This is a genomic window from Polynucleobacter necessarius (assembly GCF_900095175.1).
Classification (GTDB): domain Bacteria; phylum Pseudomonadota; class Gammaproteobacteria; order Burkholderiales; family Burkholderiaceae; genus Polynucleobacter; species Polynucleobacter necessarius_I.
The window spans coordinates 479786-506001 of record NZ_LT606946.1; the positions used below are offsets into that span (position 1 = coordinate 479786).

Annotated in this window: 19 protein-coding genes and 2 pseudogenes; 14 read left to right on the forward strand and 7 right to left on the reverse strand. The window is 47.8% G+C overall.

Annotated elements, in window-relative coordinates:
• Positions 1 to 12: 12 nt before the first annotated feature.
• The 4 genes and pseudogenes from DXE44_RS02575 to fabI form a co-directional block, all read right to left on the reverse strand.
• The gene (locus tag DXE44_RS02575) at positions 13 to 1383 is read right to left on the reverse strand and encodes an MmgE/PrpD family protein (RefSeq protein ID WP_114652413.1); all 1371 of its coding nucleotides are present in this window, start codon (positions 1381 to 1383) and stop codon (positions 13 to 15) included.
• A 13-nt stretch (positions 1384 to 1396) separates the two neighbouring features.
• Positions 1397 to 2281, reverse strand: coding sequence for an HTD2 family dehydratase (locus DXE44_RS02580; protein ID WP_114652415.1), 885 nt, complete (start codon positions 2279 to 2281; stop codon positions 1397 to 1399).
• 31 nt (positions 2282 to 2312) lie between these two features.
• Positions 2313 to 3637 (reverse strand): annotated as a pseudogene (gene chrA, locus DXE44_RS02585) (chromate efflux transporter).
• Positions 3634 to 4419 carry an enoyl-ACP reductase FabI gene (fabI, locus tag DXE44_RS02590; protein ID WP_114652416.1) on the reverse strand — a complete coding sequence of 262 codons (786 nt, stop codon included), beginning with the start codon at positions 4417 to 4419 and terminating at the stop codon, positions 3634 to 3636. The pseudogene chrA and the gene fabI overlap by 4 nt, the downstream one beginning before the upstream one ends.
• 50 nt (positions 4420 to 4469) lie before the next feature.
• Between fabI and DXE44_RS02595 the strand changes: the two genes are divergently transcribed.
• The 5 genes from DXE44_RS02595 (at position 4470) to DXE44_RS02615 (ending at position 10935) form a co-directional block, all read left to right on the forward strand.
• Entirely contained in the window at positions 4470 to 6341 is a 1872-nt protein-coding gene (locus DXE44_RS02595) for an extracellular solute-binding protein (RefSeq protein ID WP_114652418.1), read from the forward strand.
• A gap of 11 nt (positions 6342 to 6352) precedes the next feature.
• Complete coding sequence (locus tag DXE44_RS02600; protein WP_174221134.1) at positions 6353 to 7417, forward strand: microcin C ABC transporter permease YejB; 1065 nt, start codon at positions 6353 to 6355, stop codon at positions 7415 to 7417.
• Entirely contained in the window at positions 7414 to 8439 is a 1026-nt protein-coding gene (locus DXE44_RS02605; RefSeq protein WP_114652423.1) for an ABC transporter permease, read from the forward strand. The genes DXE44_RS02600 and DXE44_RS02605 overlap by 4 nt, the downstream gene beginning before the upstream one ends.
• Positions 8436 to 10115 carry an ABC transporter ATP-binding protein gene (locus DXE44_RS02610; RefSeq protein WP_114652425.1) on the forward strand — a complete coding sequence of 560 codons (1680 nt, stop codon included), beginning with the start codon at positions 8436 to 8438 and terminating at the stop codon, positions 10113 to 10115. The genes DXE44_RS02605 and DXE44_RS02610 overlap by 4 nt, the downstream gene beginning before the upstream one ends.
• Positions 10116 to 10251: 136 nt before the next feature.
• The gene (locus DXE44_RS02615) at positions 10252 to 10935 is read left to right on the forward strand and encodes a C40 family peptidase (protein WP_114652427.1); all 684 of its coding nucleotides are present in this window, start codon (positions 10252 to 10254) and stop codon (positions 10933 to 10935) included.
• Between the two features lie 134 nt (positions 10936 to 11069).
• On the opposite strand, the gene DXE44_RS10240 is transcribed toward DXE44_RS02615, so the two are convergent.
• From DXE44_RS10240 to DXE44_RS02625, 3 genes are read right to left on the reverse strand one after another with little or no spacing between them, the layout of a single operon-like run.
• Positions 11070 to 11459 carry a hypothetical protein gene (locus DXE44_RS10240; protein ID WP_197712812.1) on the reverse strand — a complete coding sequence of 130 codons (390 nt, stop codon included), beginning with the start codon at positions 11457 to 11459 and terminating at the stop codon, positions 11070 to 11072.
• A 48-nt stretch (positions 11460 to 11507) separates the two neighbouring features.
• Positions 11508 to 11903, reverse strand: a complete 396-nt coding sequence (locus DXE44_RS10245) for a hypothetical protein (protein WP_197712813.1) — start codon at positions 11901 to 11903, stop codon at positions 11508 to 11510.
• A gap of 57 nt (positions 11904 to 11960) precedes the next feature.
• Positions 11961 to 12749 carry a patatin-like phospholipase family protein gene (locus tag DXE44_RS02625; protein WP_415065514.1) on the reverse strand — a complete coding sequence of 263 codons (789 nt, stop codon included), beginning with the start codon at positions 12747 to 12749 and terminating at the stop codon, positions 11961 to 11963.
• Between the two features lie 328 nt (positions 12750 to 13077).
• On the opposite strand from DXE44_RS02625, the gene scpB reads away from it, so the two are divergent.
• The 9 genes and pseudogenes from scpB to DXE44_RS02670 all read left to right on the forward strand — a co-directional run bounded on the left by scpB (position 13078) and on the right by DXE44_RS02670 (position 26184).
• Positions 13078 to 13851: an SMC-Scp complex subunit ScpB gene (gene scpB / locus DXE44_RS02630; RefSeq protein ID WP_114652431.1), complete on the forward strand. Its 774-nt coding sequence runs from the start codon at positions 13078 to 13080 to the stop codon at positions 13849 to 13851.
• 6 nt (positions 13852 to 13857) lie between these two features.
• Positions 13858 to 15609 (forward strand): 23S rRNA pseudouridine(2605) synthase RluB, encoded by a 1752-nt coding sequence (rluB, locus tag DXE44_RS02635; RefSeq protein WP_114652433.1) that lies wholly within the window; start codon positions 13858 to 13860, stop codon positions 15607 to 15609.
• Between the two features lie 173 nt (positions 15610 to 15782).
• A complete protein-coding gene (rimP, locus tag DXE44_RS02640; protein WP_114652435.1) occupies positions 15783 to 16274 on the forward strand; it encodes a ribosome maturation factor RimP in 492 nt (163 codons plus the stop codon).
• Positions 16271 to 17752 carry a transcription termination factor NusA gene (gene nusA / locus DXE44_RS02645; RefSeq protein WP_114652437.1) on the forward strand — a complete coding sequence of 494 codons (1482 nt, stop codon included), beginning with the start codon at positions 16271 to 16273 and terminating at the stop codon, positions 17750 to 17752. The genes rimP and nusA overlap by 4 nt, the downstream gene beginning before the upstream one ends.
• Positions 17753 to 17765: 13 nt before the next feature.
• Positions 17766 to 20549 carry a translation initiation factor IF-2 gene (infB, locus tag DXE44_RS02650; RefSeq protein ID WP_114652439.1) on the forward strand — a complete coding sequence of 928 codons (2784 nt, stop codon included), beginning with the start codon at positions 17766 to 17768 and terminating at the stop codon, positions 20547 to 20549.
• Positions 20550 to 20563: 14 nt separating this feature from the next.
• A complete protein-coding gene (rbfA, locus tag DXE44_RS02655) occupies positions 20564 to 20932 on the forward strand; it encodes a 30S ribosome-binding factor RbfA (protein WP_114652441.1) in 369 nt (122 codons plus the stop codon).
• Between the two features lie 6 nt (positions 20933 to 20938).
• The gene (gene truB, locus DXE44_RS02660) at positions 20939 to 21850 is read left to right on the forward strand and encodes a tRNA pseudouridine(55) synthase TruB (protein ID WP_114652443.1); all 912 of its coding nucleotides are present in this window, start codon (positions 20939 to 20941) and stop codon (positions 21848 to 21850) included.
• Between the two features lie 53 nt (positions 21851 to 21903).
• Positions 21904 to 23721: a translational GTPase TypA gene (gene typA, locus DXE44_RS02665; protein WP_114652445.1), complete on the forward strand. Its 1818-nt coding sequence runs from the start codon at positions 21904 to 21906 to the stop codon at positions 23719 to 23721.
• 93 nt (positions 23722 to 23814) lie between these two features.
• Positions 23815 to 26184 (forward strand): annotated as a pseudogene (locus tag DXE44_RS02670) (Tex family protein).
• Positions 26185 to 26216 lie beyond the last annotated feature (32 nt).

Here is a 26216-nt window from a genome sequence, read left to right on the forward strand (position 1 = left end):
ATGACTCTGAAGTTAAGGGAGTAATCGACCTATCTTGGACTGATTGCGGATATTCCACAAGCGCTCGATAGCGGCACTCATCTCGCTTGGGCTTGCACCACCACTAAATGCAGCAAGACGCATCGCCTTATCTGTAATCTCAGTACGGCTTAGGGTATTACCAGGATCGCCCTTGGGCTCATCAACACGACCTTCTAATACTTCACCATTATTTAAATAGACTTTGACTTTGCCGATCCAGCTTTGGGGGTAAGCACTATCGACTTCAGGGTCCAAGATCATAGTGATGCGATCGCGGAAAGAACAAATATCTTGATCATGGAAGTGTTGATCAAATTCTTGCAGGCCTGCAAATTGATAGTGGGCAACTATCGCGAGTACGGTACCCATTGAGAACTTAGATTGGTGCACGGTTGTGGGGTCGGTGACTGGGCCCAAGACATCGATTGCCCCTTGGTGAACCAAGGTTTCCACCTTGGCGATATCGCTAGGCTTGAGATTTTGTTTCAACATGACTTGCAATAAGGCATCGGCAGCAGGGTGTGTATGACGACATGAGGCGTGATATTTGAAGCTCGTCTCAGCAATAGTCCAGCGAGTTCCCAGTCGATCAATTAATTTACTTGGATCAGCATCACTCAACATGCCGGCAGCCAAACCTTGCTTACCTTCTAAGATATGCTCGGCACCAGTAAAGCCAGATTGCGCTAAGTAGACTGACATCAAGCCAGTTGAGGCGGCATGTGCTGTATGTGGTTGCTTAGAGTCGGCGGCATCGCGCAGAAACTCCCAAAGGCCGGCAGATTGCGTTCCAGCTGAGCCAAAGGCATGCAGCATTTGGCTTGGGTTGAGTTTGAGAAGATGGCCTACAGTTGCTGCAGCAGCTAAGGTGCCGGCAGTGCCCGTAGTGTGAAATATTTTGTAGTGTGAGCGACCTAGGAATTCACCAATCCGAATACCGACTTCATAGCCGGCAACTGCAGCTACGAGCAGATCTTTTCCCGAAGCGCCTATAGCTTGAGCTGTGGCGAGAGCGGCAGGAAATACGATGGTGCCAGGATGAAATACAGAGCCATTGTGCACGTCATCTTGTTCGGCTACGTGCGATGCGGCTGCATTTGCTACTGTAGCTAGGAAGGGGCTGGATGTTGTGCGGTGAATCAGAATTTCAGCAGAGCCAGGGTTGCTTGCATTGAAGCCACCCATGTTTTGCGCAAACTGCGTAATGGCCTCTACAGCGCGTGAACCTTTGCCAGCAATTGCAGATCCAAACCAATCTACCAGTAAATCTTCGGTGCGGGATAGCACTTCTTCGGGGATGTCACCTATTTTTAATTCGGAAGCAAATGTAGCTAAGGCTTTAGTTAAATGCGGAGTAGTCATAACAAATCATTCCCTAAGCTAAAACTGCGGTGGCCTGCATGGTGAGCCAACCTTCGTGATCTTCAGCCCAAATAGAAATGGTTTTTCCAGATGGATCTTTCTCAAGATCGGGTTTTGCGCTGACTTTAAAAGGATTGATATCAAAAGTAGGTCGAATAGCGCGGAACTCAAAGCTCTTCAGTCTGCAGCCCGGAATACTTTGACGCATCAGGTCTACCAACAAGGTTGCAATTAGAGGGCCATGAACAATAAGGCCGGGATAGCCCTCTACTTCAGTGACATATTTACGATCGTAATGAATGCGATGACCGTTAAATGTCAGCGCTGAGTAGCGAAACAATAAAACATCACTAGGCGTAATCGTCTTGGTCCACTGTGCGCCTGTGGGAACCGGTGTGGGTGCAACAGGTTTATCGTCTGGGCCGGGTGCATCGCGATACACGATGTCATGCTCTTCAATTAAGGCTAAGCCATTTTGATTGGAGATTGCATGTTTGACCAATACGAAAATGAGATCACCGGTGCGACCTGCCTTGTGCGTAACCGATTCAATTTTGGAGACACGTTCGATTTCATCGCCTACTTCGAGCGGGGCTAGCCATTGAACTCGGCTGCCAGCCCACATGCGACGTGGTAGCGGAACGGGCGGTAAAAATCCGCCACGCTTAGGGTGACCATCAGGTCCGATTTCAGATTGAAGGGCGCAAGGCAAAAAATAGAGCCAATGCCATAACTCCGGCAGAAAAGTTCCGTCATTCGGCGTAGGGTCGGGTCGATCGAGTGTCGCAGATAAAGCTTTGACGGGTGCTGCTGTGACGATATCTTGCAGTGTTTCGGTTTTGCCGAGCCACTCTTGGAGATGGGTGATGGTTTGAGGTTCGATTCGCATAACCTCCATTATGCCAATTTCAACTCTAAATGCGATGGGTCTAGATCAATAAACTCGCTAATAAATAACTGAGTAAGCCGGCTAAGGCTGAGCCAGTTAACACGCTAATTACACCTTTTTGAAACTTAAACAGCGCTAAGCCTGCAAGCAAGGTAATTGCAATCGAAGTCCAAGAAATGGAACCGCCAAGACCATGTGGAAAAAAGACGTGATAGGCAAAGAACAGTCCAAGATTGGCGATTACGCCGACTACTGCAGCAGAAATTGCGGTGAGTGGTGCAGTAAAACTCAACTTGCCATGTGTGGACTCAATGAGTGGCCCACCGACCAAGACCAGGAAAAAAGAAGGTAGGAAAGTAAACCAGGTGGCAACGCAAGCGCCAAGTACGCCAAACCAAAATGGATTGCTATTGCCGATGAGATGTTGAATATGACCAGCGAGGTAGCCAACAAAAGCTACCACCATGATGAGCGGACCGGGGGTGGTTTCTTCAAGCGCTAAACCATCCATCATTTGACCAGCGCTGAGCCAATGAAATTGATCGACGGCACCTTGATAAACATAGGGCAGAACCGCATAAGCACCACCAAACGTGAGAAAGGCAGCCTTGGTGAAAAACCAAGCAATTTGTGGATAAAGTGTTTTCCATCCAAAAATCAGCGTCAATACAATAAACGGAATAAGCCAGAGCGCTGTAACAACTGAGCTATGTATTACAAATCGCTCTCTAGAAAACTTGGCATGCTCTGGAGTTGGGGTGTGATCGTCAATGATTGCAGGAGCATGAGTCTCACCCACTTTATTGTGAGGAGTGGTTTGTTGAAAATATTCTGGGAAACGCTTACCACCCCAAATGCCAATCAAGGCCGCAAAAATAACAATGATCGGGAAAGCCAGGTTAAATATAAAGATCGCCAGAAAAGATCCCAGTGCAATCCAACGCAGTGCTTGATTGTGAATCGTGCGTTTACCAATGCGGACTGCAGCATGCAGGATGATGGCGGTAACAGCAGGTTTGATGCCAAAGAAAATAGCGGCAATCCAGGGTACTTGGCCAAAAGTTAGGTAGACCCAAGATAGGCCAATCAAAATAAAGAGAGAAGGCAAAACAAAGAGGGTGCCGGCTAGAACCCCACCCCAAGTGCGATGCATGAGCCAGCCAATATATGTGACTAATTGCTGAGCCTCTGGCCCCGGTAACAGCATGCAATAGTTCAGTGCATGTAAAAAGCGCCGCTCAGAAATCCAGCGACGCTTTCAACTAGCCCTTGGTGGAGGACAGCGATTTGCCCCGCGGGGCCACCAAAGCTAATAAAGCCTAGCTTGGCCCAAAATTTCAGGGCTTCGCGAAGTGGAACACTCAAACTTCGTCCATTCCACCAACAACTTGGCTAAAGCCGTTATCAACATAAATAATTTCAGCGGTGATGCCGTTTGCTAAATCAGATAACAAGAAGGCAGCGGTATTGCCAACATCATCAATGGTGACGTTGCGACGCAATGGGGCAGTTTGTTCAACTGCCTCCAAGATCTTTCCAAATCCTTTAATGCCTGAGGCAGCCAAAGTTTTAATCGGGCCGGCAGAAATACCGTTAGCACGAATACCTTTAGGCCCAACTGAGCCAGCGAGGTAGCGAACAGAGGCCTCAAGGGATGCCTTGGCTAAACCCATGGTGTTGTAGTTAGGTACATTCTTCATTGAACCTAAGTAGGTGAGAGTCAATAGGGATGACTTGTCGCGCAACATTGGCAAAGCTTCTTTTGCCATCGCTGGGAAGCTGTAAGCGGAAATATCATGAGCAATTTTGAAGCCTTCACGAGACAGGCCTTCTAAAAAGTCACCGGCAATCGCTTCGCGTGGTGCAAAGCCAATGGCGTGAACAAAGCCATCAAACTGCGGCCAAGTCTTCGCTAAACCCTTAAAGAGGGCGGAAATTTGTTCATCGCTACCAACGTCGCAGTCAAAAATCAGCTCGGTATTGAATTCTTTGGCGAAATCGACGATGCGGTCTTTAAAGCGCTCGCCAACGTAGGTAAAGGCTAATTCAGCCCCTTCGCGGTGACATGCCTTGGCAATGCCATAGGCAATTGAGCGGTTAGAAAGAAGGCCGGTAATCAGAATTTTTTTGCCAGCGAGAAAGCCCATATCGTGTCCTTTGCTTCAAATGTGGTTTGCCACCTATAATTCTTGCATATATGCCCATGCACCCCGCCATCCGCCAAATCCCCACTTTGCTGCTCTTAGCCCTTCTGGCTGGGGTAGCAGTCAATTCGGCTCAGGGTGCCCAGGGGATTGCTCAGTACGGTAAACCTAAGTATGTGGATGGGTTTAGCCATTTTGACTATGTGAATCCCAGTGCCCCGCGAGGCGGTACCTTAACTTTACCCAACCCGGATCGCAGAACAAGCTTTGATAAGTTCAATCCATTTACGTTGCGCGGTGTGGCTGCCCCTGGCATAGCCCAGCTGATGTTTGAATCTTTGGCGGTAGGCAGTGCGGATGAGGTCTCCAGTGCCTATGGTCTGATCGCAGAAGATATTGCGGTTGCGTCTGACAAGATGTCTGTGGTGTTTCGGATTCGTCCTGAGGCGAAGTTTTCGGATGGCAGTGCGATCTTAGCTAGCGATGTCAAACACAGCTTTGATACCTTGATGAGCTCACTTGCTAATCCGCAATTTAAAACGGTCTATGCCGATGTGAAGCAAGCGGTAGTAGTTTCTGATCGGGTGATCCGTTTTGATTTTAAGAATCGTAATCCTGAATTACCAGTGATGGTGGGTACCTTGCCAATCTTCTCTCGTAACTGGGGTAAGAAGCCCGATGGCACGATTACGCCATTTGATAAATTGACCTTTGAGCTACCGATAGCTAGCGGTCCCTATGTCATTGAGTCTTACAAAGCTGGTAAGACCATGATCTTTAAGCGCAACCCAAATTACTGGGCTGATCAAGGCGGTAAGACGCTTAATGTCCGTGTCGGTTTTTATAACTTTGATCGCGTGAACTACAAGCTCTATAGCGATGATGCCGTTCGCCTAGAAGCCTTTAAGGCTGGAGAGTTCGACGCTCTGGTGGAGTGCCGGGCTAAAAATTGGGTAAAGAGTTATGTTGGCCCCAGATTTAATGATGGCACTCTAGAGAAGAAAGCTTTTTTAAATCACAACGGCGCAGGCATGCAAGGTTTTGCCATGAATGTGCGTCGTCCGATTTTTCAGGACCCGCGTGTGCGACAAGCCTTGGGTTATGCGCTCGACTTTGAGTGGTTAAATCGCCAGCTTTTCTTTGAGCAATACAGTCGTATTAATAGCTACTTTACAAATAGTGATCTGAGTGCCAATTTTGATGGTCCTCGCAAGCCCACTGAAGCGGAATTGAAATTACTCAAACCTCTGAAGGCTCAATATCCTAAGTGGGTGCCGGATGCAGTCTTTGGTCCAATGCCTCCTGCACCTTCAACTGCTTCCCCAGATAGCTTGCGTCAGAACCTGCGCAAAGCAAGAGATTTATTAGCCCAGGCTGGTTGGCAATATCGAAATGGCGCCTTACGAAATATGCAAGGTGAGCCTTTTCGATTTGAGATGGTCGAAGATGGCCCATTCTTTTTAAGAGTGATTTCTTCCTATGTGCGTAACTTAGAGAAGTTGGGTATTCAGGTGGATATTCGGACAAGTGATTTTGCTTTGCATCAGAAGCGTATGGATGAATACGACTTCGATATGACTACCATTCGTTTCCCGGACTCACAAAGCCCGGGTAATGAATTGTGGGATCGCTTTGGAAGTCAGGCTGCAAAAGAAAAAGGCTCTGACAATGTGATTGGAGTTCAATCTCCAGTGGTCGATACCCTAGTGGATGCAGTCGTCAAAGCCCAGACTCGTGAAGAGTTACGTGCAGCCACTAGAGCCTTAGACCGCGTTCTGTGGAATAGTTACTACGTGATTCCGCAGTGGTACAACCCGACACACCGAATCGCGTATCGTAAAGAGATGCGCTACCCAGAACCTCCTTTGTATTACACCGCCGAATCTTGGATTCTGCTCAATTGGTGGAAAGAAGGGGCGCGCTAATGCAAGGGCAGATGTGGTCTTATATCTTCAAGCGCGTGCTCTTGATGATTCCTACCTTGTTGGGTGTTTTAACTCTCACCTTTGCTGTAGTGCAATTTGTACCAGGTGGCCCTGTAGAGCAATTGATGTTGGAACTTAAGGGTAAGGGTGATGCTGCAGTCAGTGGTGCCGAATCTTCGGGTGGCGGAAGCAACTATCGTGGCCGCCAAGGTGTAGACGCTGAGCGTTTAGCGGAGGTCAAGGCTTTGTATGGTTTTGATAAGCCGCCAGTAGAGCGTTATTTCATGATGCTCAAGCGTTTTGCGAAATTTGATTTGGGTGAGAGTTACTACCAACATCAAAGTGTTTGGCAGTTAGTGGTTTCTAAATTGCCAGTGTCTATCAGCATAGGTTTATGGACTTTCTTTCTGATTTACTTGGTGTCGATACCCTTGGGTATTGCCAAAGCAGTCAGGGATGGCTCTCGCTTTGATGCGGTGACGAGCACGATGATTTTGGTGGGTTATGCCATCCCAGGATTTGTATTGGGTGTTCTCTTGCTTGTCATCTTTGGTGGCGGTAGTTTCTTGCAGATTTTCCCGCTACGTGGACTAATTTCAGATAACTGGAGTGAGTTGAGCATGATTGGGAAGGTGATGGATTATTTGTGGCATTTGGTTTTACCGATTGCCGCTTCAGTTTTAGGAAGTTTTGCGGTGATCACGATGTTGACGAAGAACTCCTTCCTGGAAGAGATTCGTAAACAGTATGTCTTGACTGCGAGAGCCAAAGGTCTCACCGAGAAGCAGGTGCTTTGGAAGCATGTCTTCCGTAATGCGCTCTTGCCTCTGGTGACAGGCTTTCCAGCAGCCTTCATCGGTGCCTTCTTTGCTGGTTCGCTACTGATTGAAACCCTGTTTTCTTTGGATGGCCTGGGTTTACTGTCTTATGAGTCCGTTATGAGGCGTGACTATCCAGTGGTTTTCGGAACGCTCTATCTTTTCACCCTGATTGGCTTGTTTACTAAATTGATCTCGGATCTTTGTTATGTTTATATTGATCCGCGCATTCAGTTTGGTGCTGGAGGTGGCTCATGAGTCGCTGGCATCGATTTAAAAACAGCCGCATGGGTTATGCCAGTCTTTGGATCTTTATGACCTTGTTTGGTCTATCTCTATGCGCTGAGTTTATTGCTAATGACAAGCCCTTGATAGTCCGCTACGAAGGTAAGTTTTATTTCCCGATTGTGAAATCGCAGCCTGAGCGAGTCTTTGGGGGTGACTTTGCAACCCCAACGGATTTTTTAGATCCTGACATTCGTCGCAATATTACGAGCAATGGTAATTGGGCGATTTATCCCCCGATACCTTATAGCTACGAAACACTCAACTACTTTTCAAAGGTGCCTAACCCTGCGCCACCGTCTTTTGACAACTGGTTGGGTACTGACGATCGTGGGCGCGATGTTCTTGCGCGCTTGATTTATGGATTCCGCCTCTCAATTCTGTTTGGCTTGGCACTCACTATTGTTGGTGTAAGTGTAGGCATCATCACCGGCTCTTTAATGGGATTCTTTGGCGGTAAGCTTGATCTGATTTCTCAGCGCTTGATTGAAATTTGGTCGGCGATGCCAGAGTTATATCTACTGATCATCTTTGCTTCCATCTTTAACCCCAGCATTTGGCTCCTAATTATTTTGCTAGCAGCATTTGGTTGGATGGGTCTTTCTGATTATGTGCGTGCTGAGTTTTTCCGTAATCGTGCGTTGGAATATGTGCGAGCTGCCAGAGCGTTGGGCTTAACGAATTTGCAAATCATGCGTCGTCATATTCTGCCCAATAGCTTGACACCAGTCATTACCTTTTTGCCCTTCAGAATGAGTGCGGCGATTTTGTCTCTCACGAGTTTAGATTTCTTAGGTCTTGGTGTGCCGCCTGGTACTCCGAGCCTTGGGGAGTTACTTTCTCAAGGAAAAAGTAATTTAGACGCTTGGTGGATTTCACTATCGACCTTTGTGGTCTTGGTAGCCACTTTGCTCTTGCTTACCTTTATGGGTGAGGCCTTGCGCGATGCTTTTGATTCTCGCAAGTCTGGTGCTATGCGTGGAGGGCGTTCATGAGTTCCACGGCAAAACTGAACGCAGAAACTGTACCATTGCTTCGCTACGAGGATTTTTCAATCTCCTTCGGCACTGGTCGACGTGAAAAATTTGCCGTTAACCATCTTGATCTTGAGATTGGAGTGGGTGAGCGCGTCGCCTTAGTTGGTGAGTCTGGCTCAGGCAAGACCCTGACTGCCTTGGCGCCCCTGCGTCTTGAGCCTGAGGGTGCAAAAACATCGGGCCGCATTTTGTGGAACGGTCTGCATGCAAATACTGGCAATCAAGCAGTCAATTTGCTGGATTTACCGATTCAAGATATTCGTGAGATTCGGGGTCGTGAGATTGCCATGGTCTTTCAGGAGCCCATGGCTGCGCTCAATCCTTTATTTACTATTGGCAATCAAATTGTTGAAGCGGTGCAGGTATATCAACCTTTAATTTCTAAAGCAGACTCTATGTCTGCAGCGATTGAGTTGCTCAAGAAGACGGGTATCCCAGAGCCAGAGAAGCGCTTCCACTCCTATTCACACCAATTATCTGGTGGGCAGCGTCAACGGGCCATGATTGCCATGGCCTTGGCGTGTAAGCCGAGATTGCTCATTGCGGATGAGCCAACCACTGCTTTAGACGTTAGTCTACGTTTGCAGATTTTGGATTTACTCAAAGAGTTGCAAGAAGAGTCTAAAGATCATGGCGGCATGGCCATTCTCCTGATTACTCACGATCTCAATTTGGTAAAGCATTTTGCTCATCGTGTTGCTGTATTGAATCAGGGAAACTTGATGGAAGTTGGGTCAACTAAGCAAGTGTTCGAACACCCAGATAATCCTTATACAAAAGCCTTAGTAAATAGCGCGCCTGTGCGCCATCTGGCGCCAGTAATGCCATTGGCGCCCATCCTGCTCAAGACGGAGCATTTATCTGTCTCTTACCCAGGTACTGAAGCTACTGCTTGGTTTAAAAAGCCTCCACGTCATCAGGTCTTGCGTAAGGTGAGTTTTGCACTCAAGCAAGGACAAACCATTGGCGTCATTGGTGAGTCTGGTTCAGGCAAGACTACTTTAGGCATGGCAGTCTTAGGTTTATTGGGTGACACTGCTGCAGAAATTACGGGCGATGTAGATGTGCTGGGAAGTGATTGGCAAAAGCTAAAGCCAGTAGAGTGCCGCGCTATGCGTTCCAGTTTGCAGGTAATTTTTCAAGATCCCTTTGGCTCACTTTCTCCGCGCATGAATGTGATGCAAATAGTTTCAGAAGGTCTGGATGTGCACTTTCCAAATTTGTCTGCACCGGAACGTGAGTCACGTGTCTTAGATATTCTTCGAGAAGTCGGTATTGATCGTTCCGCCCTCCCACGCTATCCCCATGAATTTTCTGGCGGCCAAAGGCAGCGGATTGCGATTGCTCGTGCTTTGATCCTCAAACCACAGATCTTGGTCTTAGATGAGCCCACCTCAGCCTTGGATGTTTCGATTCAAAAACAGGTGCTTGCCTTATTGACTGAGCTCCAGAAAAAATACAACTTGGCCTACCTAATGATTAGTCATGATTTGGCAGTTATTCGAGCAATGTCCCATGAGATCATGGTGCTCAAAGCGGGCAGGGTGGTGGAGTTTGGTGATACTGAGACTATGATTCAGCACCCTCGCCAAACCTATACCAAAGAGCTATTCACGGCTGCTGAGCTAACTTAAGCTTTAAGCAAGCGCCCCAATAAGGTGCCATTTTGGCGCATTTATGCACCGGAATAGAAAATACTTGTTTTAAAACAATGCATTAGCCTCAGAGCTAGCGTTTGGTGAAATTGCCCTTCTTTGTTAGAATGGATCGATGTCACTTAAAAAAGACCTCTTGCCTACGCTGCTCAAGCAAATGTCAACGGCTGCGCTGATTGCCTTTGCATTCGCTGCGCATCCTCTCTTGGCAGCAGATACTGCATTGGATGCTTCAAAAGAAGCTCCAGTTGAGGCCTCCACTGAAACTCCCAAGCAAAGTATGTTTCAGGCGGGTAAGTCTTACTTTATTCGTGCATCAGATCGCTTTGCAGATTCAGTTACCGGTAAATCAGATGAGTTGATTAATCGCGCCATGGAAGTGATTGGCGTGCGTTATCGTTGGGATGCAGAGTTGCCGCAATCCGGTTTAGATGGCAGTAGTTTTGTCGGCTATGTTTTTAAAGACAAATTGGGTTTTTTATTGCCACGCAAATCCACTCAGATTAGTCGCGTAGGTAAGTCCATTACCCGCGAAGAATTGCAGCCTGGTGATTTAGTATTCTTTAACACCATGCGTTTAACTTTCTCCCATGTCGGCATTTATGTTGGCGACAATAAATTTATTCACTCTCCATCCAAAGGCGCTAGTGTGCGTGTAGACGATCTTGGTAGTCTCTACTGGGATAAGCGCTTTGATGGTGCGCGCCGTTTATATGGAAGTGATAACTTGGGTGATGCAGAGCGTCAAGAGTTGTTGAATGAAGTGAATAAACTCAAACGCAAATCTCGCAGCCTCTAATTTTTTGCTTTAAAAGCTTGCTGCTAAGCCTATAGAAGTTCCTCGGACGTTCTGTCCAAATTGATACCGAAAAACTGGTCGCACCCTGCTAAACATGGGGTCTGAGGCACTACGATCAATTTCTATTCCGGTGCCTACAGAGGAAAGCGAATCGAACCCAAGAGCCCCGCGGAGCTGGCCAAGAAACTCGGTATGCGCCACCCCTCAAAGACGGCTCGCAATGGCCTCTCTAATACGGTTAGAGGTGTGGGGTATCTGGCTCTGGCCCACAATCCTAAACTTTGAGAGTCTGCAGATCCTTGAACGGCAGTAGAGCTGTCAAAGGTGTTGATTGCGATATTGGTGTAGCGCAATTCTGCATCGTATTCACGTTCGGGCTTGTGGTCCTCATAGTCCAGCATTAATGAGCCACCAAGGCCATAAGCATTCATACGACCTCCATTTAAGAACTGTAGGTCTACTCCTGTTTTATTTTCTATGATGCGACCTGCAATCGAGAGGTCGCTCTCGACGCGGCCCAGCATGACGTTGGCAATTGGGCGAATGCGTAGGGTATCTGTTAGCGGGAAGTCTCAGCCAACACCACCAGTTCCGGTAATGCCATTCCAGTTGACCGGTACCGTAATGCTCGCATTACCAATGCCATCAGTAAATGTCGGGTTATATCGGTTAAAGGCAATCGTGCCCTCAAGATAGAGTGGGAAGTTGGCGCTAATACGGTCTCCACCCCCAAGGGAAATCATTTGTAAATTTTGATTTTCTCCGCCTTTATCGGTAATCGAGAGTGATCCAGTAGTGACATCTGGGGTGAGTGAGTAGCCCGTGATGGTCATGAAGGCATCGGCACGTTTCTTGAGGTAGTTATTGGCTGCCGTTGTGAATTGGCCACTCTGCGCGTAAACGAGATGCGCTTGTGCGCTAAGTACCAACACGACCAAAACTTTTAGAAGGGTGGGGATAGATTTCATAAACAATTGCACCGAATCCTAAATCAATCACCCCATCTTGGGAAGTTAGCCCTAGGGCTAGGATCGAAGTTTTTCTTTCAGGGCAGCCATCTGCTCTTGGGCGGCCTCCTCTCCTGCGAGGATTGCTTCATTTCTGGATTTGAAATCACCACTATTCATTTGCTTGAGGTGAGGAGTGATCACAATATCAGCGCTTTTAAGTTCGTACTGATTAATACTTCGCTGCATGATGGAAATCGTCTGTTGCATGATGCCAAAGGTCCCGCTTGCATCTTGATGAACTGGCTCCGAAGAGATATTGACTGCAATGACTAGGGTTGCACCCATCTGTCTTGCGTAGCTTGCTGGAACTGGGGCGACTAAGCCTCCATCGACATATTCTTTGCCGCTAATGACGGCTGGCTGGAACACGCCTGGAATACTACATGAGGCGCGTACTGCTAGGCCTGTATTGCCAGAGCGAAACAAAATACCTTTTCCGGGCTGCAATTCAGTTGCCACAATTCTTAATGGGATGCGCATTTGCTCGATTGATTTATTTTGTACTTCACGATTGACTATGTTTTGAAGAGCATCCCCTTTGATGAGGCCGCCAAATCTTCCGACAAAAGGAGGTCCCCAGTCGGCAATAGTAGTCTCATCCAGATTTAAGGCAAGTCGATTCAGGTCATTTCCGGTGGCGCCAGAGGCAAGTAATGCAGCGATGACGCTGCCAGCACTGCTGCCGACCACAATATCGGGCCGAATACCTTGAGCTTCCAGAGCCTTAATGACCCCTACATGGGCAAAGCCTCGGGCCGCTCCCGCGCCAAGAGCTAGGCCGACTACAGGCTTGCGGCTGCCCATTAAGCTACACCCAGCCAAGCCTGAGCCCCCAATGAGGGCGCCTAAACCTAGGTTTAAACCTAGAAAAACGACGCCTTCTATCAGCCTCGAAGGATGAGACTTGGGGTGGGGCTGTAATTTCATGCATGTGGCTATTGTATTGAGCCTCCCTTATAATGGCCAAACGGTGAGCGAAAAAGACTTCGTTTCAGCGCGGGTAGCTCTCCCATGAGGAATTTCGGAGATGAATTGCCCGTAGTAGCTAAATAGAGCCACCAGAACACCACCAACCCATTACTGAAATACATTTTTATAGTCTCATCAGACCCTCCCTGATAGCCCGAATTTTATGGATGATCACAATAAACGCGTAATTGAAACAGCCCTCTTGTGCGCGCAAGAACCACTCACAGTTGCCGATCTGACGCGCTTATTTGCTGAAGAAATTGCTACTGGCGAAATTGATGATGCTCTATTGGAGCTTCAAAAGGCCTGGGAAGATAAAGGCATGGAGTTGGTGCATATTGCCACTGGCTGGCGTTTTCAGAGCCGTTTAGCGATGCGCGAGTATCTCGATCGCCTGACTCCAGAAAAGCCGCCAAAGTATTCCCGTGCAGTGATGGAAACATTAGCGATTATTGCTTACCGTCAACCAGTAACCCGCGGTGAAATCGAAGAGATTCGTGGGGTTGCAGTGAGTAGTAATGTGATGAAGCAGTTAGAGGATCGTGGTTGGGTTGAAGTCATTGGACATAAAGAGACTATCGGTCGCCCAGGTCTGTACGCGACTACCAAACAATTTTTAGATGATTTGAGCCTCACGAATTTACAAAGCTTGCCAATGTTAGAAGACGCTGCGCCGATGGCTGCAGCAGAACAGTTGGATCAAGCGGTAATGGAGTTTGATCCAAGCGCCAACGTTGAAACTGTCATCGAGTTGGATGAAAACGGTCAACCAATTATTCAGTCAGCAAGTGAAGAATTAGCAAACGAAGAATCCAGCAACGAAGAATCCAGCAACGAAGAAATTGAGATTGCTGATGATGAAATCAGCGAAGAGACAAGTGAAGAAGTAGAAGAAGTTACCCCAGAGCCTGAAGATAAATCAGACGAACAAAAGTAATTATTAATGACAAGTCATAACGAAAACGATTCATCTCCGATTAAACCTACATCGAACAATTCCCCTGGTTCTGAGTCTGCATCCAATAATGTAGACGGTGCGAAGGGTGAAGGGCGCGAAGGCGGTCAACGTCGTCCACGCCGCCAAGGTGCGGGCGCTAGCAAGCATCCCTTTAATAAGAAACGCCCATTCAATAAAGATCGGCCTCGTCGTGAGGGCGGTGAGTCTGGTGGCCAGCGCGAGGGAGGCAATAATGCATCCGCTAAGCTTGCACCAAATCCAGCAGAGAGCGAAGCGTTGTTTGCATCAGTTGTTTCTGGAGAATTCGATGCTGCATTAGATGCGCCAGAGGTTGTTGAAGTTAAAAATCCTGATGGCCTAAACGAGAATGAGATTTCTCATCAGACTGGTGCAGAGCGCCGTGCACAACGTGTTCGTCATGATGATGATGCTGATATGCCTAGCGATGATGAGATGAGTAGTTTGCAATTTGCAAACATCGATGATTTGCCGCTGAGTTTGCGTGATGAAGTTTGGTCTGACTTAGATGGTTTAGACGATGACGCTGACGACGAAGATACCGTGAAGTTGCACAAAGTGCTGGCTGATGTCGGTATGGGTTCACGTCGTGATATGGAAGACCTGATTATTCAAGGGCGCGTATCTGTAAATGGTTTGCCAGCACATATTGGCCAACGTATTGGACCCACCGATCAAGTGCGTATTAATGGTAAGCCAGTGCATCGCAAGATTCAGACTAAGCCGCCGCGCGTCATCATGTATCACAAGCCTGCCGGCGAGATCGTAAGTCAATCTGATCCGGAAGGTCGTCCAACTGTATTTGATCGTTTGCCAAAACCGCGTCAAGGGCGCTGGATTGCAGTAGGTCGCTTGGACTTTAATACTGAAGGTCTTTTGTTATTCACCACCTCTGGTGAGTTGGCTAATCGTTTGATGCATCCTCGTTACGGTGTTGAGCGTGAGTACGCTGTCCGTATTTTGGGTGATCTGAGTCAAGAGAATATGGCTCAATTAAAGAGCGGCATTACCTTAGATGACGGCCAGGCTAAATTTTTACGTCTTTCCATGGGTGGCGGGGAGGGTGCAAACCGTTGGTATCACGTTGCTTTGACTGAGGGCCGTAACCGCGAGGTTCGCCGCATGTTTGAAGCTGTTGGCCATACGGTATCGCGCTTAATCCGAACTCGTTACGGCATTTTCTTGTTACCCCCACGCTTGAGAAGGGGTAAATGGGAGGAGATTGAGGCTGGCGGCATCTATAACCTGATGAAGTTTGCAGGTTTAAAAATGCCTCAGCCACAAGATAAAGGCCGCAATCCAAATGCTCAGGGTCGCGATCGCCGCCCTCCTGTTGGTGAGGACTTTCAGCCTGATCCAATGCAAACCTCAGTTTCTTATTGGGGTTCACGGGATGCTCTTACCCAGGCCAGCGGCCATGGTGCCCTAACCCATCAAAGCAGGGGCGGAAAGCCTGGTGGCGATGGTTCTGGCGAAGGTCGCGGTCCTTTCCGGGGTCGTACCCAGGGTGGTCGTCCTGGTTCAGGCGGTCAAGGCGGTGGACAGGGCGGTCAGGGTCAAAACCGTAATAAAGGCAAAAAAGTCCATCATGGACAGTCTGCTTTTGTGACTGCAAGCCCACAAAGTCCTGGAAATGGCCCTAAACGGGGGGCACCAAAAGGGCGCAAACCTTTCAATAAAGGCCCTAGAAAACCTCGAAATCCAAGCGAAAGCTTCTGATTTCTATCGGTTTTCCTCTAAATCGGCTATAATTTTGGTCTTATAGCAGTTCACTGCTGTTTTGAGTTGTTACCGACTGATGTTGCGATCAACGTAAGTCGGCCTGTTCTGAATTTCGAGAATATGGGCTTTGAAGCCCATTTTTTTTTGCCGTTTTGGATTGAAGGGTATTCGTGAAAGATCAGCGGATTATTTCTGCAGAAGTAGAAAACCTAGGGTACACGCTAGTTGATATTGAGCGTGAAGCCGGAGGTTTGCTGCGCGTCACGATTGAAAACCCGGATTACGAGCGTTTGATTAATGTCCAGGATTGCGAAAAGGTAAGTCACCAACTGAGCTACACCTTGCCAGTGGAAAACATCCCCTTTGAGCGTCTAGAGATTTCTTCTCCTGGCCTGGATCGCCCTGTGAAGTCAGCGGCTGATTACGAGCGTTTTTCTGGAATGGAAGTAGATTTGAAATTACGTGTTGCCGTTGGCGACCGTAAGAAGTTTCGTGGTGTGTTGCAAGGTTTGCTGAGTGGTGAATTAGATTCGCCTGATGCGAAATTTGGTTTGTTGTTTAAAGGTACTGATGGCGCCGAGTCTCAATTGGAGTTTTCTTTAGCCGAGGTCGACAAGACTCGGTTGGTCCCTGTTATTGATTTCAAAGGAAGAAGGTCATGAGCCGAGAAGCTCTCATGTTGGCAGACGCCTTAGCGCGTGAAAAGAACGTAGATCAAGCGATTGTGTTTGAGGCGCTAGAAATGGCGTTGGCATCAGCCACTAAGAAACGTTATCCGACAGAAGATGTGGATATTCGCGTATCGATTGATCGTGAGTCTGGTGAATACGAAACCTTCCGTCGCTGGTTGGTTGTTCCTGATGAAGCTGGTCTCCAAGAGCCCGATAAGGAAATCCTTCATTTTGAAGCGCTTGAGCAATTCCCTGACATGGAAGTTGGTGAATTCATCGAAGAGCAAATCGAATCTTTAGCCTTTGGCCGTATCGGCGCACAGGCTGCTAAGCAAGTGATCTTGCAGCGCATTCGTGATGCTGAGCGTGAGCAGATTTTGAACGACTACCTTGAGCGTGGCGAAAAAGTCATGACCGGTACCGTCAAGCGTGCTGACAAGAATGGTTTGATCATTGAATCTGGCCGCGTTGAGGCATTGCTCCGTCGCGATCAAATGATCCCTAAAGAGAACCTTCGTTCTGGTGATCGCGTCCGCGCCTACATCCTTAAAGTAGATCGTGAAGCTCGTGGCCCACAGATTGAACTCTCACGTACTTGCCCTGATTTCTTGATCAAGTTGTTTGAGAACGAAGTTCCAGAGATGGAACAGGGTTTATTAGAGATTAAGGGCGCAGCACGTGACCCTGGTATCCGCGCAAAAATTGCCGTGATTACTTATGACAAGCGTATCAATCCAATCGGTACTTGCGTTGGTGTTCGTGGCACACGCGTTACTGCAGTTCGTAACGAAGTAGCTGGCGAAGCGGTGGACATCGTATTGTGGTCTGAAGATCCAGCGCAGTTTGTGATTGGTGCTTTGGCTCCAGCGCAAGCGTCATCTATCGTGGTTGATGAAGAGCGTCGCGCCATGGATGTGGTGGTTGATGAAGAGAACTTGGCAATCGCGATTGGTCGTAGCGGACAGAACGTTCGCCTGGCTAGTGAGTTGACTGGTTGGCAGATCAACATCATGACTCCAGAAGAGTCTGCTGAGAAAACAGAAAAAGAAGCTGCTTCTGTACGTCAATTGTTTATGGATAAATTGGACGTTGATCAAGAGGTTGCTGACATCTTAATTGAGGAAGGTTTCAATACTTTGGAAGAGGTTGCTTATGTACCGCTTTCTGAAATGTTAGAAATCGATTCTTTCGACGAAGACACCGTAAACGAATTGCGTACTCGTGCACGTGACTCTCTCTTGACTATGGAATTGGCTAAAGAAGAGCGCGTTGGCGAAGTCTCACAAGATTTACGCTCCCTCGAGGGGATGACTACTGAGTTGATTGCCAAGCTTGCTGACAATCAAGTTCACACACGTGACGACTTAGCTGAACTGGCTGTTGATGAGCTAGTTGAGGCGACACAAATTGACGAAGAAACCGCGAAAACGCTCATCATGAAAGCGCGCGAACATTGGTTTACTTCATGAGAGGAAGTAGTGCATGGCAACAACAGTAAAAATACTCGCTAAAGAATTAAAACGTACCACGCCCGACCTTCTGGAGCAATTGAAGGCGGCCGGTATCGAAAAAGATTCTGAGGACGACAGTATTACCGAAAAGGACAAGACTATCCTGCTTGAGCACTTGCAAAAAGAGCATGGCAGTGCAGATACCGGTAGTCGTAAAAAGATTACCTTAATCAAGCGCGAAAACTCTGAGATTCGTCAGGCAGATTCTGCTGGACGTACTCGCACCGTTCAGGTTGAAGTTCGTAAAAAACGCGTACCAGTTAAAGCAGGAGATAAAGCTCCTGAAGAAGCGCCGGCTCCAGTGGCTAAAGAAGTTGCTCCTGCGGCGCCTGCTAAACCTATCCTCTCTGCTGAGGAGTTGGAAAAGCGCGCAGCTGAAGCGACGCGTCAAGCTGAGTTATTGGCACGCCAAGAGGCAGAAATGAAGGCAGCAGAAGATGCTCGCCAAAAAGAGGTTGATGCTGCAGCTGCTGCCACTGCAGCTCAGCCTGTTGTTGAAAAAACAATCAAGTCAGATGATGATGGTTCTGCCGCTGCTGCAAAAGCCGCTGACAAGAAAGTGCAAGCCGATAAAGCTGCTAAAGATATCGCTGATGCTAGTAAAGCGCAGTTAGCTGACATCACTAAACGTCGTGCTGCCGCAGAAGCTGAAGCTTTAGCTATTCGCGACATGATGAGTACGCCTGCACGTGTTCTTAAAGCGCCAAGTGAAATTGCTGCTGAAGAGGCGAAAAAAGGCACCCTTCATAAGCCGGCTAAGGCTGAAGGTGCGGATGATAAGAAAAAAGCAGTTGCTAAGGTTGGTGGCAAGACGATTAAGTCTGCAGAGACTTCATCTACTTGGCAAGAAGAGGGCGCCAAGAAACCTGGTGGCCTCAAGACTCGTGGCGATAGCTCTGGTGGTGTGGGTGGTTGGCGCTCTGGCGGTGGTAGAAGAAAGCAACGTCAAATTGCAGAAGCCAACGTCGATACAAACTTCCAAGTTCCAACAGAACCCGTTGTACGCGATGTTCATGTTCCTGAAACCATTACTGTTGCTGAGTTAGCTCATGCAATGGCCGTGAAGAGCGCTGAAGTGATTAAGCTCTTGATGGGCATGGGTCAGATGGTAACGATCAACCAGATCTTGGATCAAGATACTGCCATGATCATCGTAGAAGAAATGGGTCATACAGCCCATGCTGCTAAATTAGATGATCCAGATTTAGATCTCGGTATTACTGGTCACGATGCAGAGTTATTACCACGTCCACCAGTTGTTACGGTGATGGGTCACGTTGACCACGGTAAAACATCTTTGCTCGATAAGATTCGTGCAGCTAAAGTTGCTACTGGCGAAGCCGGTGGTATTACTCAGCATATTGGCGCTTATCACGTTGAAACGCCACGCGGCATGATTACTTTCCTTGATACTCCGGGTCACGAAGCCTTTACGGCTATGCGTGCTCGTGGTGCTAAGGCAACGGATATCGTGATCTTGGTTGTTGCAGCCGATGACGGCGTGATGCCGCAAACGAAAGAAGCGATTGCTCACGCAGTAGCTGGTGGCGTTCCGATTGTTGTAGCCATTAATAAGATTGATAAGCCAGAAGCGAACTTAGAGCGCGTTAAGACTGAGTTAGTTGCTGAACAAGTCGTTCCAGAAGAATACGGTGGTGATGTGCCATTTATTGGCGTCTCCGCAAAAACGGGTGACGGCATTGATGCCTTGCTTGAGAACGTTCTTTTACAAGCAGAAATTTTAGAACTCAAGGCAGCGAAAGATGCTCCTGCGCAAGGTCTCGTTATTGAGGCGCGTTTGGACAAAGGTCGCGGTCCTGTTGCCACTATTTTGGTTCAGTCTGGCACGCTCAAGCGTGGTGATATGTTGTTGGCGGGTTCAACCTACGGTCGCGTTCGTGCGATGTTGGATGAAAACGGCAAGCCATGTAATGAAGCTGGCCCATCTATCCCTGTAGAGATCCAAGGTTTATCTGAGGTTCCTGCTGCAGGTGAAGCGGTTCAAGTGGTTCCTGACGAGCGTAAAGCACGTGAGATCGCACTCTTCCGTCAAGGTAAGTTCCGTGATGTGAAGTTGGCTAAACAGCAAGCATTCAAACTCGAAACCATGATGGAAAACATGGAAGAGGGTGCGATTGAGGCGAAGTTATTGCCACTCATTATTAAAGCGGACGTACAGGGTTCTCAAGAAGCTTTGTCACAGTCATTACAAAAGTTATCTACTGCAGAAGTGAAAGTTCAAATTGTTCACGCAGCCGTGGGTGGTATTACTGAGACTGACGTCAACTTAGCAGTCGCTTCTAAGGCGGTCATTATTGGCTTTAATTCTCGTGCGGATGGTGCGGCACGTAAGTTGGCTGAGAACAATGGTGTCGATATTCGTTATCACAACATTATTTATGACGCGGTTGATGAGGTGAAAGCAGCCTTAAGCGGCATGTTGACGCCAGATAAGAAGGAAGAAATCACCGGTATGGTGGAGATTCGTCAAGTCTTCTTGGTATCTAAAGTTGGTGCAATTGCGGGTTGCTTGGTGCTTGACGGTGTTGTTAAGCGCACCTCTAGTGTCCGCCTCTTGCGTGACAACGTAGTGATCTGGACTGGCGAATTAGATTCCCTGAAGCGCTTTAAAGATGATGCAAAAGAAGTTCGCGCCGGTGTTGAGTGTGGTCTGTCATTAAAAGGCTACAACGACATCAAAGAGGGCGATCAACTCGAAGCATTTGAAGTTACTGAAGTCGCTAGAACACTTTAAGAGCTATTGAGTTAATGCATAAAACTAGTCCTCATCGTAACCAGCGTCTCGCCGATCAAATTCAGCGGGACCTGGCCGAGCTAATTCCTCGTGAATTGCGTAGCCCGAGCCTGGGTTTGATTACTTTACAAAGTATTGAACTCACGCCAGATTTGGCGCATGCAAAAGTTTTTTTTACCGTCTTAGGTGCTGAGCCTGAAGTGGCATTGAAGGCTTTGCAGGATAAGGCGGGCTATTTGCATTCCGTATTGTTTAAGCGTTTGCATATTCATACTGTGCCAACTCTGCATTTCCACTACGACAGTTCTGTTGAGCACGGCATTGAAATGTCGCGCTTAATTGATCAAGCTGTAGATAGTGATCGCAAAGACGAGAACGCGTAAATAGCTATGTCTGTACGTATCGATGGCGTAGTCTTGCTTGATAAACCTGCTGGCATGAGCTCACAAGGCGCAGTCACTGCCGTGAAGCGCGCATTCAATGCAGAAAAAGCAGGGCACACCGGCACTTTAGATCCAATGGCTACCGGCTTACTCCCGATTTGCTTGGGTGAAGCAACGAAGTACTCGCAGGATTTATTAGAGGCAGATAAAACCTATATCGCTCAAGTGAAATTTGGTCAGCGTACTGATACTGGTGATGCTGAAGGTTTAGTCATTGAAGAACTACCTTTACCTGTATTTGCGGATGAAGCGACTATCAAAATTGCATTAGATGATCTATTGCCGGCATTTACTGGTCCGATTAGTCAGGTTCCCCCAATGTATTCCGCGCTCAAGCGCGATGGTAAGCCTTTATATGAATATGCTCGTGCTGGTGTTGAGTTAGAGCGCACTCCACGAGATATTACGATTCATGCAATTCATTGGACCAATGTCAATTGGCCAGAAGCCACTTTAGAAGTGAGCTGCAGCAAGGGTACTTACATTCGCGTATTGGCAGAAGATATTGGTAAGGCGTTGGGTTGTGGTGCTCATCTAGTTGGCCTGCGTCGCACGGAAGTAGGGCACCTTACTTTGGAGCAGTCTTTCACAATCGAGTCGATTCAAAAAGGTTTACAAGATAGCTCAAGCTATATCTTGCCAGTTGATGCGCTCTTGCAAACCTTGCCCCACTTAACCGTGGATGAGCAGCAAGCAAAACGTTTGGAGATGGGTCAACGAATCCCACTGAATTTACCTTCGATAGAGGCGCTGGTGCGTATCTATCGTGCAACAGCAGCTCCACATAACTTTATTGGCACTAGTGATTGGCGTTCTGGGGTTTTGCATCCCAAGCGCTTGATTTCTTCGGCACATTAAACACATTTAATCCCTTTATTCATTAACCCTATTCTTAACTTCAGAAGCTTCACATGACTAAACGCGCACTTCGTAATATCGCCATCATCGCCCACGTTGACCACGGTAAAACTACTTTGGTTGACCAACTCTTGCGCCAATCAGGCACATTCCGTTCCAATGAAAAAATGACCGAACGCGTCATGGATTCAAACGACTTGGAAAAAGAGCGTGGCATTACTATTTTGTCCAAGAACTGTGCGGTTGGGTATGATGGCACACACATCAATATCGTAGACACACCGGGACATGCTGACTTCGGTGGCGAAGTAGAGCGTGTGCTCTCCATGGTTGACGGTGTTTTGCTCTTGGTTGACGCGGTTGAGGGTCCAATGCCACAAACTCGCTTCGTAACCAAGAAAGCCTTGGCTCTTGGTTTGAAGCCGATTGTGGTGATTAACAAGGTTGACCGTCCCGGCGCTCGTACAGACTACGTGATCAATGCTACTTTTGAGTTGTTTGATAAGTTAGGTGCTACTGAAGAGCAGTTAGATTTCCCAGTAGTGTACGCATCTGGTTTGAACGGCTATGCCGGCTTGACTGATGATGTTCGCGAAGGCGACATGCGTCCATTGTTTGACACTGTGCTCAAGCATGTTCCAGTGCGTGATGACAACCCAGAAGGCCCTTTGCAGTTACAGATTACTTCTATTGAGTACAGCACTTACGTAGGTAAGATCGGTGTAGGACGTGTAAACCGCGGAACTGTAAAGCCGTTGATGGATGTTGTGTTTATGGACGGCCCTGATGGCGTCCAACGCAAAGGTCGTATTAACCAAGTGTTGAAATTCCGTGGCTTAGAGCGTGAGTTGGTTGATGAAGCTCAAGCGGGCGATATCGTATTGGTAAACGGTATTGAAGATTTGGCAATCGGAACAACGATCTGCGCACCAGACACCCCTGAAGCATTGCCCATGCTCAAGATTGATGAACCTACTTTGACCATGAACTTCATGGTGAACACCAGCCCATTAGCTGGTCGTGAAGGTAAGTTTGTTACTAGCCGTCAGATTCGTGAGCGTTTAGATCGCGAACTGAAATCCAATATGGCATTGCGCGTTAAAGAAACTGACGATGACACCGTATTTGAAGTGTCAGGTCGTGGCGAATTGCACCTCACTATCTTGGTAGAAACAATGCGTCGTGAAGGTTACGAGTTGGCAGTTTCCCGCCCACGCGTGGTATTCCACGAAGTAGATGGTGTGAAGATGGAGCCGTACGAGAATTTAACGGTTGACGTAGAAGATACAACTCAAGGCGCCGTCATGGAAGACTTGGGTAAGCGTAAAGGTGAGTTGCTTGACATGGTGAGCGATGGTAAAGGTCGCACACGTCTTGAGTACCGTATTCCTGCGCGTGGTTTGATCGGCTTCCAAGGCGATTTCATGACCATGACACGCGGTAACGGTTTAATGAGCCACACTTTTGATTCCTATGCACCTGCAAAAGACGGCATCTTGGGTGAGCGTCATAACGGCGTATTGATCAGTCAAGATGATGGCGAGGCAGTTGCTTACGCTTTGTGGAAATTACAAGACCGTGGCCGTATGTTTGTGAGCCCTGGCGATCCTTTGTATGAAGGTATGGTCATCGGTATTCATAGCCGTGATAATGACTTGGTTGTTAACCCAATTAAGGGCAAGCAATTAACCAACGTTCGTGCATCTGGTACTGACGAGGCAGTGCGCTTGGTAACACCAATCGCCATGAACCTCGAGTACGCTGTTGAGTTTATCGATGATGATGAATTGGTAGAAGTAACGCCGAAGAGTATTCGTATTCGTAAGCGCTATCTCAAGGAGCATGAGCGTAAGAAAGCATCACGCGACTAAGCTACTTCAAGCTATACAAAAAAGTCACCTCCGGGTGGCTTTTGTTCTTCATTGAAATCCATATTCCAAAAATAATAGTAAAAATAGATCCTCATGCTGCCTTCCATTGAACAACGCCTTGCCCAAGAGTTATCCGCTAAACCCGCTCAAGTAGCTGCTGCTATTGCTTTGATGGATGAGGGCGCTACCGTTCCTTTTATTGCCCGTTATCGTAAGGAGGCTACTGGCGGTTTAGATGATGCGCAGTTACGCTTGCTAGAGGAGCGTCTGAGTTATTTGCGTGAACTAGAAGATCGTCGCAAGGCAATCGTGGCATCAATTGAGGAGCAGGGCAAGATGATCCCGGAGTTGCTCAAGGCCATCATGCTTGCTGAGGATAAGACGCGCCTGGAGGATCTCTATCTTCCGTACAAGCCAAAGGCGCAGAACCAAAGCCCAAATCGCCCTAGAAGCAGGATTAGAGCCGCTAGCGAATGATTTGCTCGCTAATCCTAATTTAGATCCCGAAATAGAGGCTGCCAAATATATTAAAGAAGTATTTGACGTAGATGGCACGAATAACCCTGGAGTTCCTGACGTGAAAGCGGCTCTTGAGGGTGCCCGCCAGATTTGATGGAACGCTTTGCAGAAGATGCTGGCTTAGTGCAGTCACTCAGGACCTACTTACAAGAACATGGTGTAGTGGAGTCCAAGGTGATTGCTGGTAAGGAGCAAGAGGGTGAGAAATTCGCTGATTACTTCGATTACTCTGAACTTATTGCTGCAATCCCTTCGCATCGTGCCTTGGCATTATTTAGAGGTCGTCGTGAGCAGATGTTGATGGTCAATTTACGTCTGGATACTGAGGAAGAAAAACCCAAATGAGATGCACCTCATAATCCTTGTGAGTCCCGTGTTGCTAATCAATTCAGGATTAAAAATGAAGGTCGTCCAGCAGATCAATGGCTGGCAGAAACTGTGCGTTGGACTTGGCGTATCAAGTGTTCGATGCATTTGGAGTCTGAGCTTATGAGTGCTTTACGTGAACGCTCTGAAGCTGAGGCGATTAATGTGTTTGCGCGTAACCTCAAGGATTTGCTGTTGGCTGCGCCTGCGGGACCAAAGGTCACCATTGGTTTAGATCCTGGAATGAGAACAGGTGTGCAGGTTGCAGTAGTCGATGCTACTGGCAAGGTAGTGGATACGGACGTGATTTACCCACATCAGCCTAAAAATGATTGGGATGGTTCATTGCATACGCTTGCGAAATTAGCCGAGAAGCACAAGGCGACCCTAATCTCGATCGGCAACGGAACCGCATCCCGTGAAACAGATAAGTTGGCGCAAGATTTAATCAAGGCCAAGCCAGAACTCAAGCTAACTAAGATAGTGGTGTCCGAAGCGGGAGCATCGGTTTACTCTGCCTCTGAATACGCCTCAAAAGAATTGCCCGGCATGGATGTGTCGCTCAGAGGGGCAGTATCGATTGCGAGAAGGTTGCAAGATCCACTGGCAGAGCTAGTAAAGATCGATCCGAAGTCCATTGGTGTGGGTCAGTATCAGCACGATGTGATGCAGACTCAATTAGCTAAGTCATTAGTAGCAGTAGTAGAGGATTGTGTGAATGCGGTTGGCGTTGATGTGAATACCGCTTCAGCGCCTTTGCTGGCAAGGGTTTCAGGGCTAAGTAGTACGGTTGCTGAGGGTATTGTTTCTTATCAGGATAGCAATGGCGCCTTTCAGACTCGGGCGGATTTACGGAGCGTGCCACGTTTAGGTGACAAGACCTTTGAGCAGGCAGCAGGATTCTTGCGCATCATGAATGGCAAGGATCCATTAGATGCATCAGCAGTCCACCCAGAATCCTATCCTTTGGTAGAGAAAATACTCAAAGATATCAAGAAGGGCGTCAAGGAAGTGATTGGTGATGAAACTATTTTGAAAGGTCTGAGTCCAGAAAAGTATGCTGATGAGAAGTTTGGCGTGCCAACAGTCACCGACATCATTAAAGAATTAGAGAAGCCTGGTCGTGACCCACGTCCTGAATTCACCACTGCAACATTTAAAGATGGCGTAGAAAAAATCAGTGACCTCAAAGCTGACATGATTTTGGAAGGCGTTGTTACTAACGTTGCAGCCTTTGATGCATTTGTGGATATTGGCGTTCATCAAGATGGCCTGGTACATATCTCTGCATTAGCCAATACCTTTGTTAAAGATCCACATACCGTAGTTAAAGCAGGTCAGGTTGTGAAGGTCAAAGTGCTTGAGGTAGATGAAAAGCGTAAGCGGATTGCTTTGACGATGCGACTATCTGATGAGGCCCCTAAAGTATCGACAGGTGCAAAGCCTGAGCAAAGAGCAAATAGACCGGGAACCCCAAGAATTCCAGAGGCCAGAAGACCACAGGAAGATAGAAGATCTGCGCCCCCAATGAATAACGCAATGGCAGATGCTTTACGCAAGCTCAAAGGTGGAAGTTAGTAAGGGTTGGTAAGTGTTAGTAAGAAATCGTT

What these genes read in the sequence shown, in the direction of transcription:
- infB (WP_114652439.1), top strand. Translation starts at nt 17,766, where the DNA reads ATGGCAACAACAGTAAAAATACTCGCTAAAGAATTAAAACGTACCACG.
- DXE44_RS10245 (WP_197712813.1), bottom strand. Translation starts at nt 11,903, where the DNA reads ATGAAATCTATCCCCACCCTTCTAAAAGTTTTGGTCGTGTTGGTACTT.
- fabI (WP_114652416.1), bottom strand. Translation starts at nt 4,419, where the DNA reads ATGGGCTTTCTCGCTGGCAAAAAAATTCTGATTACCGGCCTTCTTTCT.
- rluB (WP_114652433.1), top strand. Translation starts at nt 13,858, where the DNA reads ATGACAAGTCATAACGAAAACGATTCATCTCCGATTAAACCTACATCG.
- DXE44_RS02600 (WP_174221134.1), top strand. Translation starts at nt 6,353, where the DNA reads ATGTGGTCTTATATCTTCAAGCGCGTGCTCTTGATGATTCCTACCTTG.
- DXE44_RS10240 (WP_197712812.1), bottom strand. Translation starts at nt 11,459, where the DNA reads ATGCTGGGCCGCGTCGAGAGCGACCTCTCGATTGCAGGTCGCATCATA.
- DXE44_RS02575 (WP_114652413.1), bottom strand. Translation starts at nt 1,383, where the DNA reads ATGACTACTCCGCATTTAACTAAAGCCTTAGCTACATTTGCTTCCGAA.
- typA (WP_114652445.1), top strand. Translation starts at nt 21,904, where the DNA reads ATGACTAAACGCGCACTTCGTAATATCGCCATCATCGCCCACGTTGAC.
- DXE44_RS02595 (WP_114652418.1), top strand. Translation starts at nt 4,470, where the DNA reads ATGCCCATGCACCCCGCCATCCGCCAAATCCCCACTTTGCTGCTCTTA.
- DXE44_RS02580 (WP_114652415.1), bottom strand. Translation starts at nt 2,281, where the DNA reads ATGGAGGTTATGCGAATCGAACCTCAAACCATCACCCATCTCCAAGAG.
- DXE44_RS02610 (WP_114652425.1), top strand. Translation starts at nt 8,436, where the DNA reads ATGAGTTCCACGGCAAAACTGAACGCAGAAACTGTACCATTGCTTCGC.
- nusA (WP_114652437.1), top strand. Translation starts at nt 16,271, where the DNA reads ATGAGCCGAGAAGCTCTCATGTTGGCAGACGCCTTAGCGCGTGAAAAG.
- DXE44_RS02605 (WP_114652423.1), top strand. Translation starts at nt 7,414, where the DNA reads ATGAGTCGCTGGCATCGATTTAAAAACAGCCGCATGGGTTATGCCAGT.
- DXE44_RS02615 (WP_114652427.1), top strand. Translation starts at nt 10,252, where the DNA reads ATGTCACTTAAAAAAGACCTCTTGCCTACGCTGCTCAAGCAAATGTCA.
- scpB (WP_114652431.1), top strand. Translation starts at nt 13,078, where the DNA reads ATGGATGATCACAATAAACGCGTAATTGAAACAGCCCTCTTGTGCGCG.
- rbfA (WP_114652441.1), top strand. Translation starts at nt 20,564, where the DNA reads ATGCATAAAACTAGTCCTCATCGTAACCAGCGTCTCGCCGATCAAATT.
- truB (WP_114652443.1), top strand. Translation starts at nt 20,939, where the DNA reads ATGTCTGTACGTATCGATGGCGTAGTCTTGCTTGATAAACCTGCTGGC.
- DXE44_RS02625 (WP_415065514.1), bottom strand. Translation starts at nt 12,749, where the DNA reads ATGGGCAGCCGCAAGCCTGTAGTCGGCCTAGCTCTTGGCGCGGGAGCG.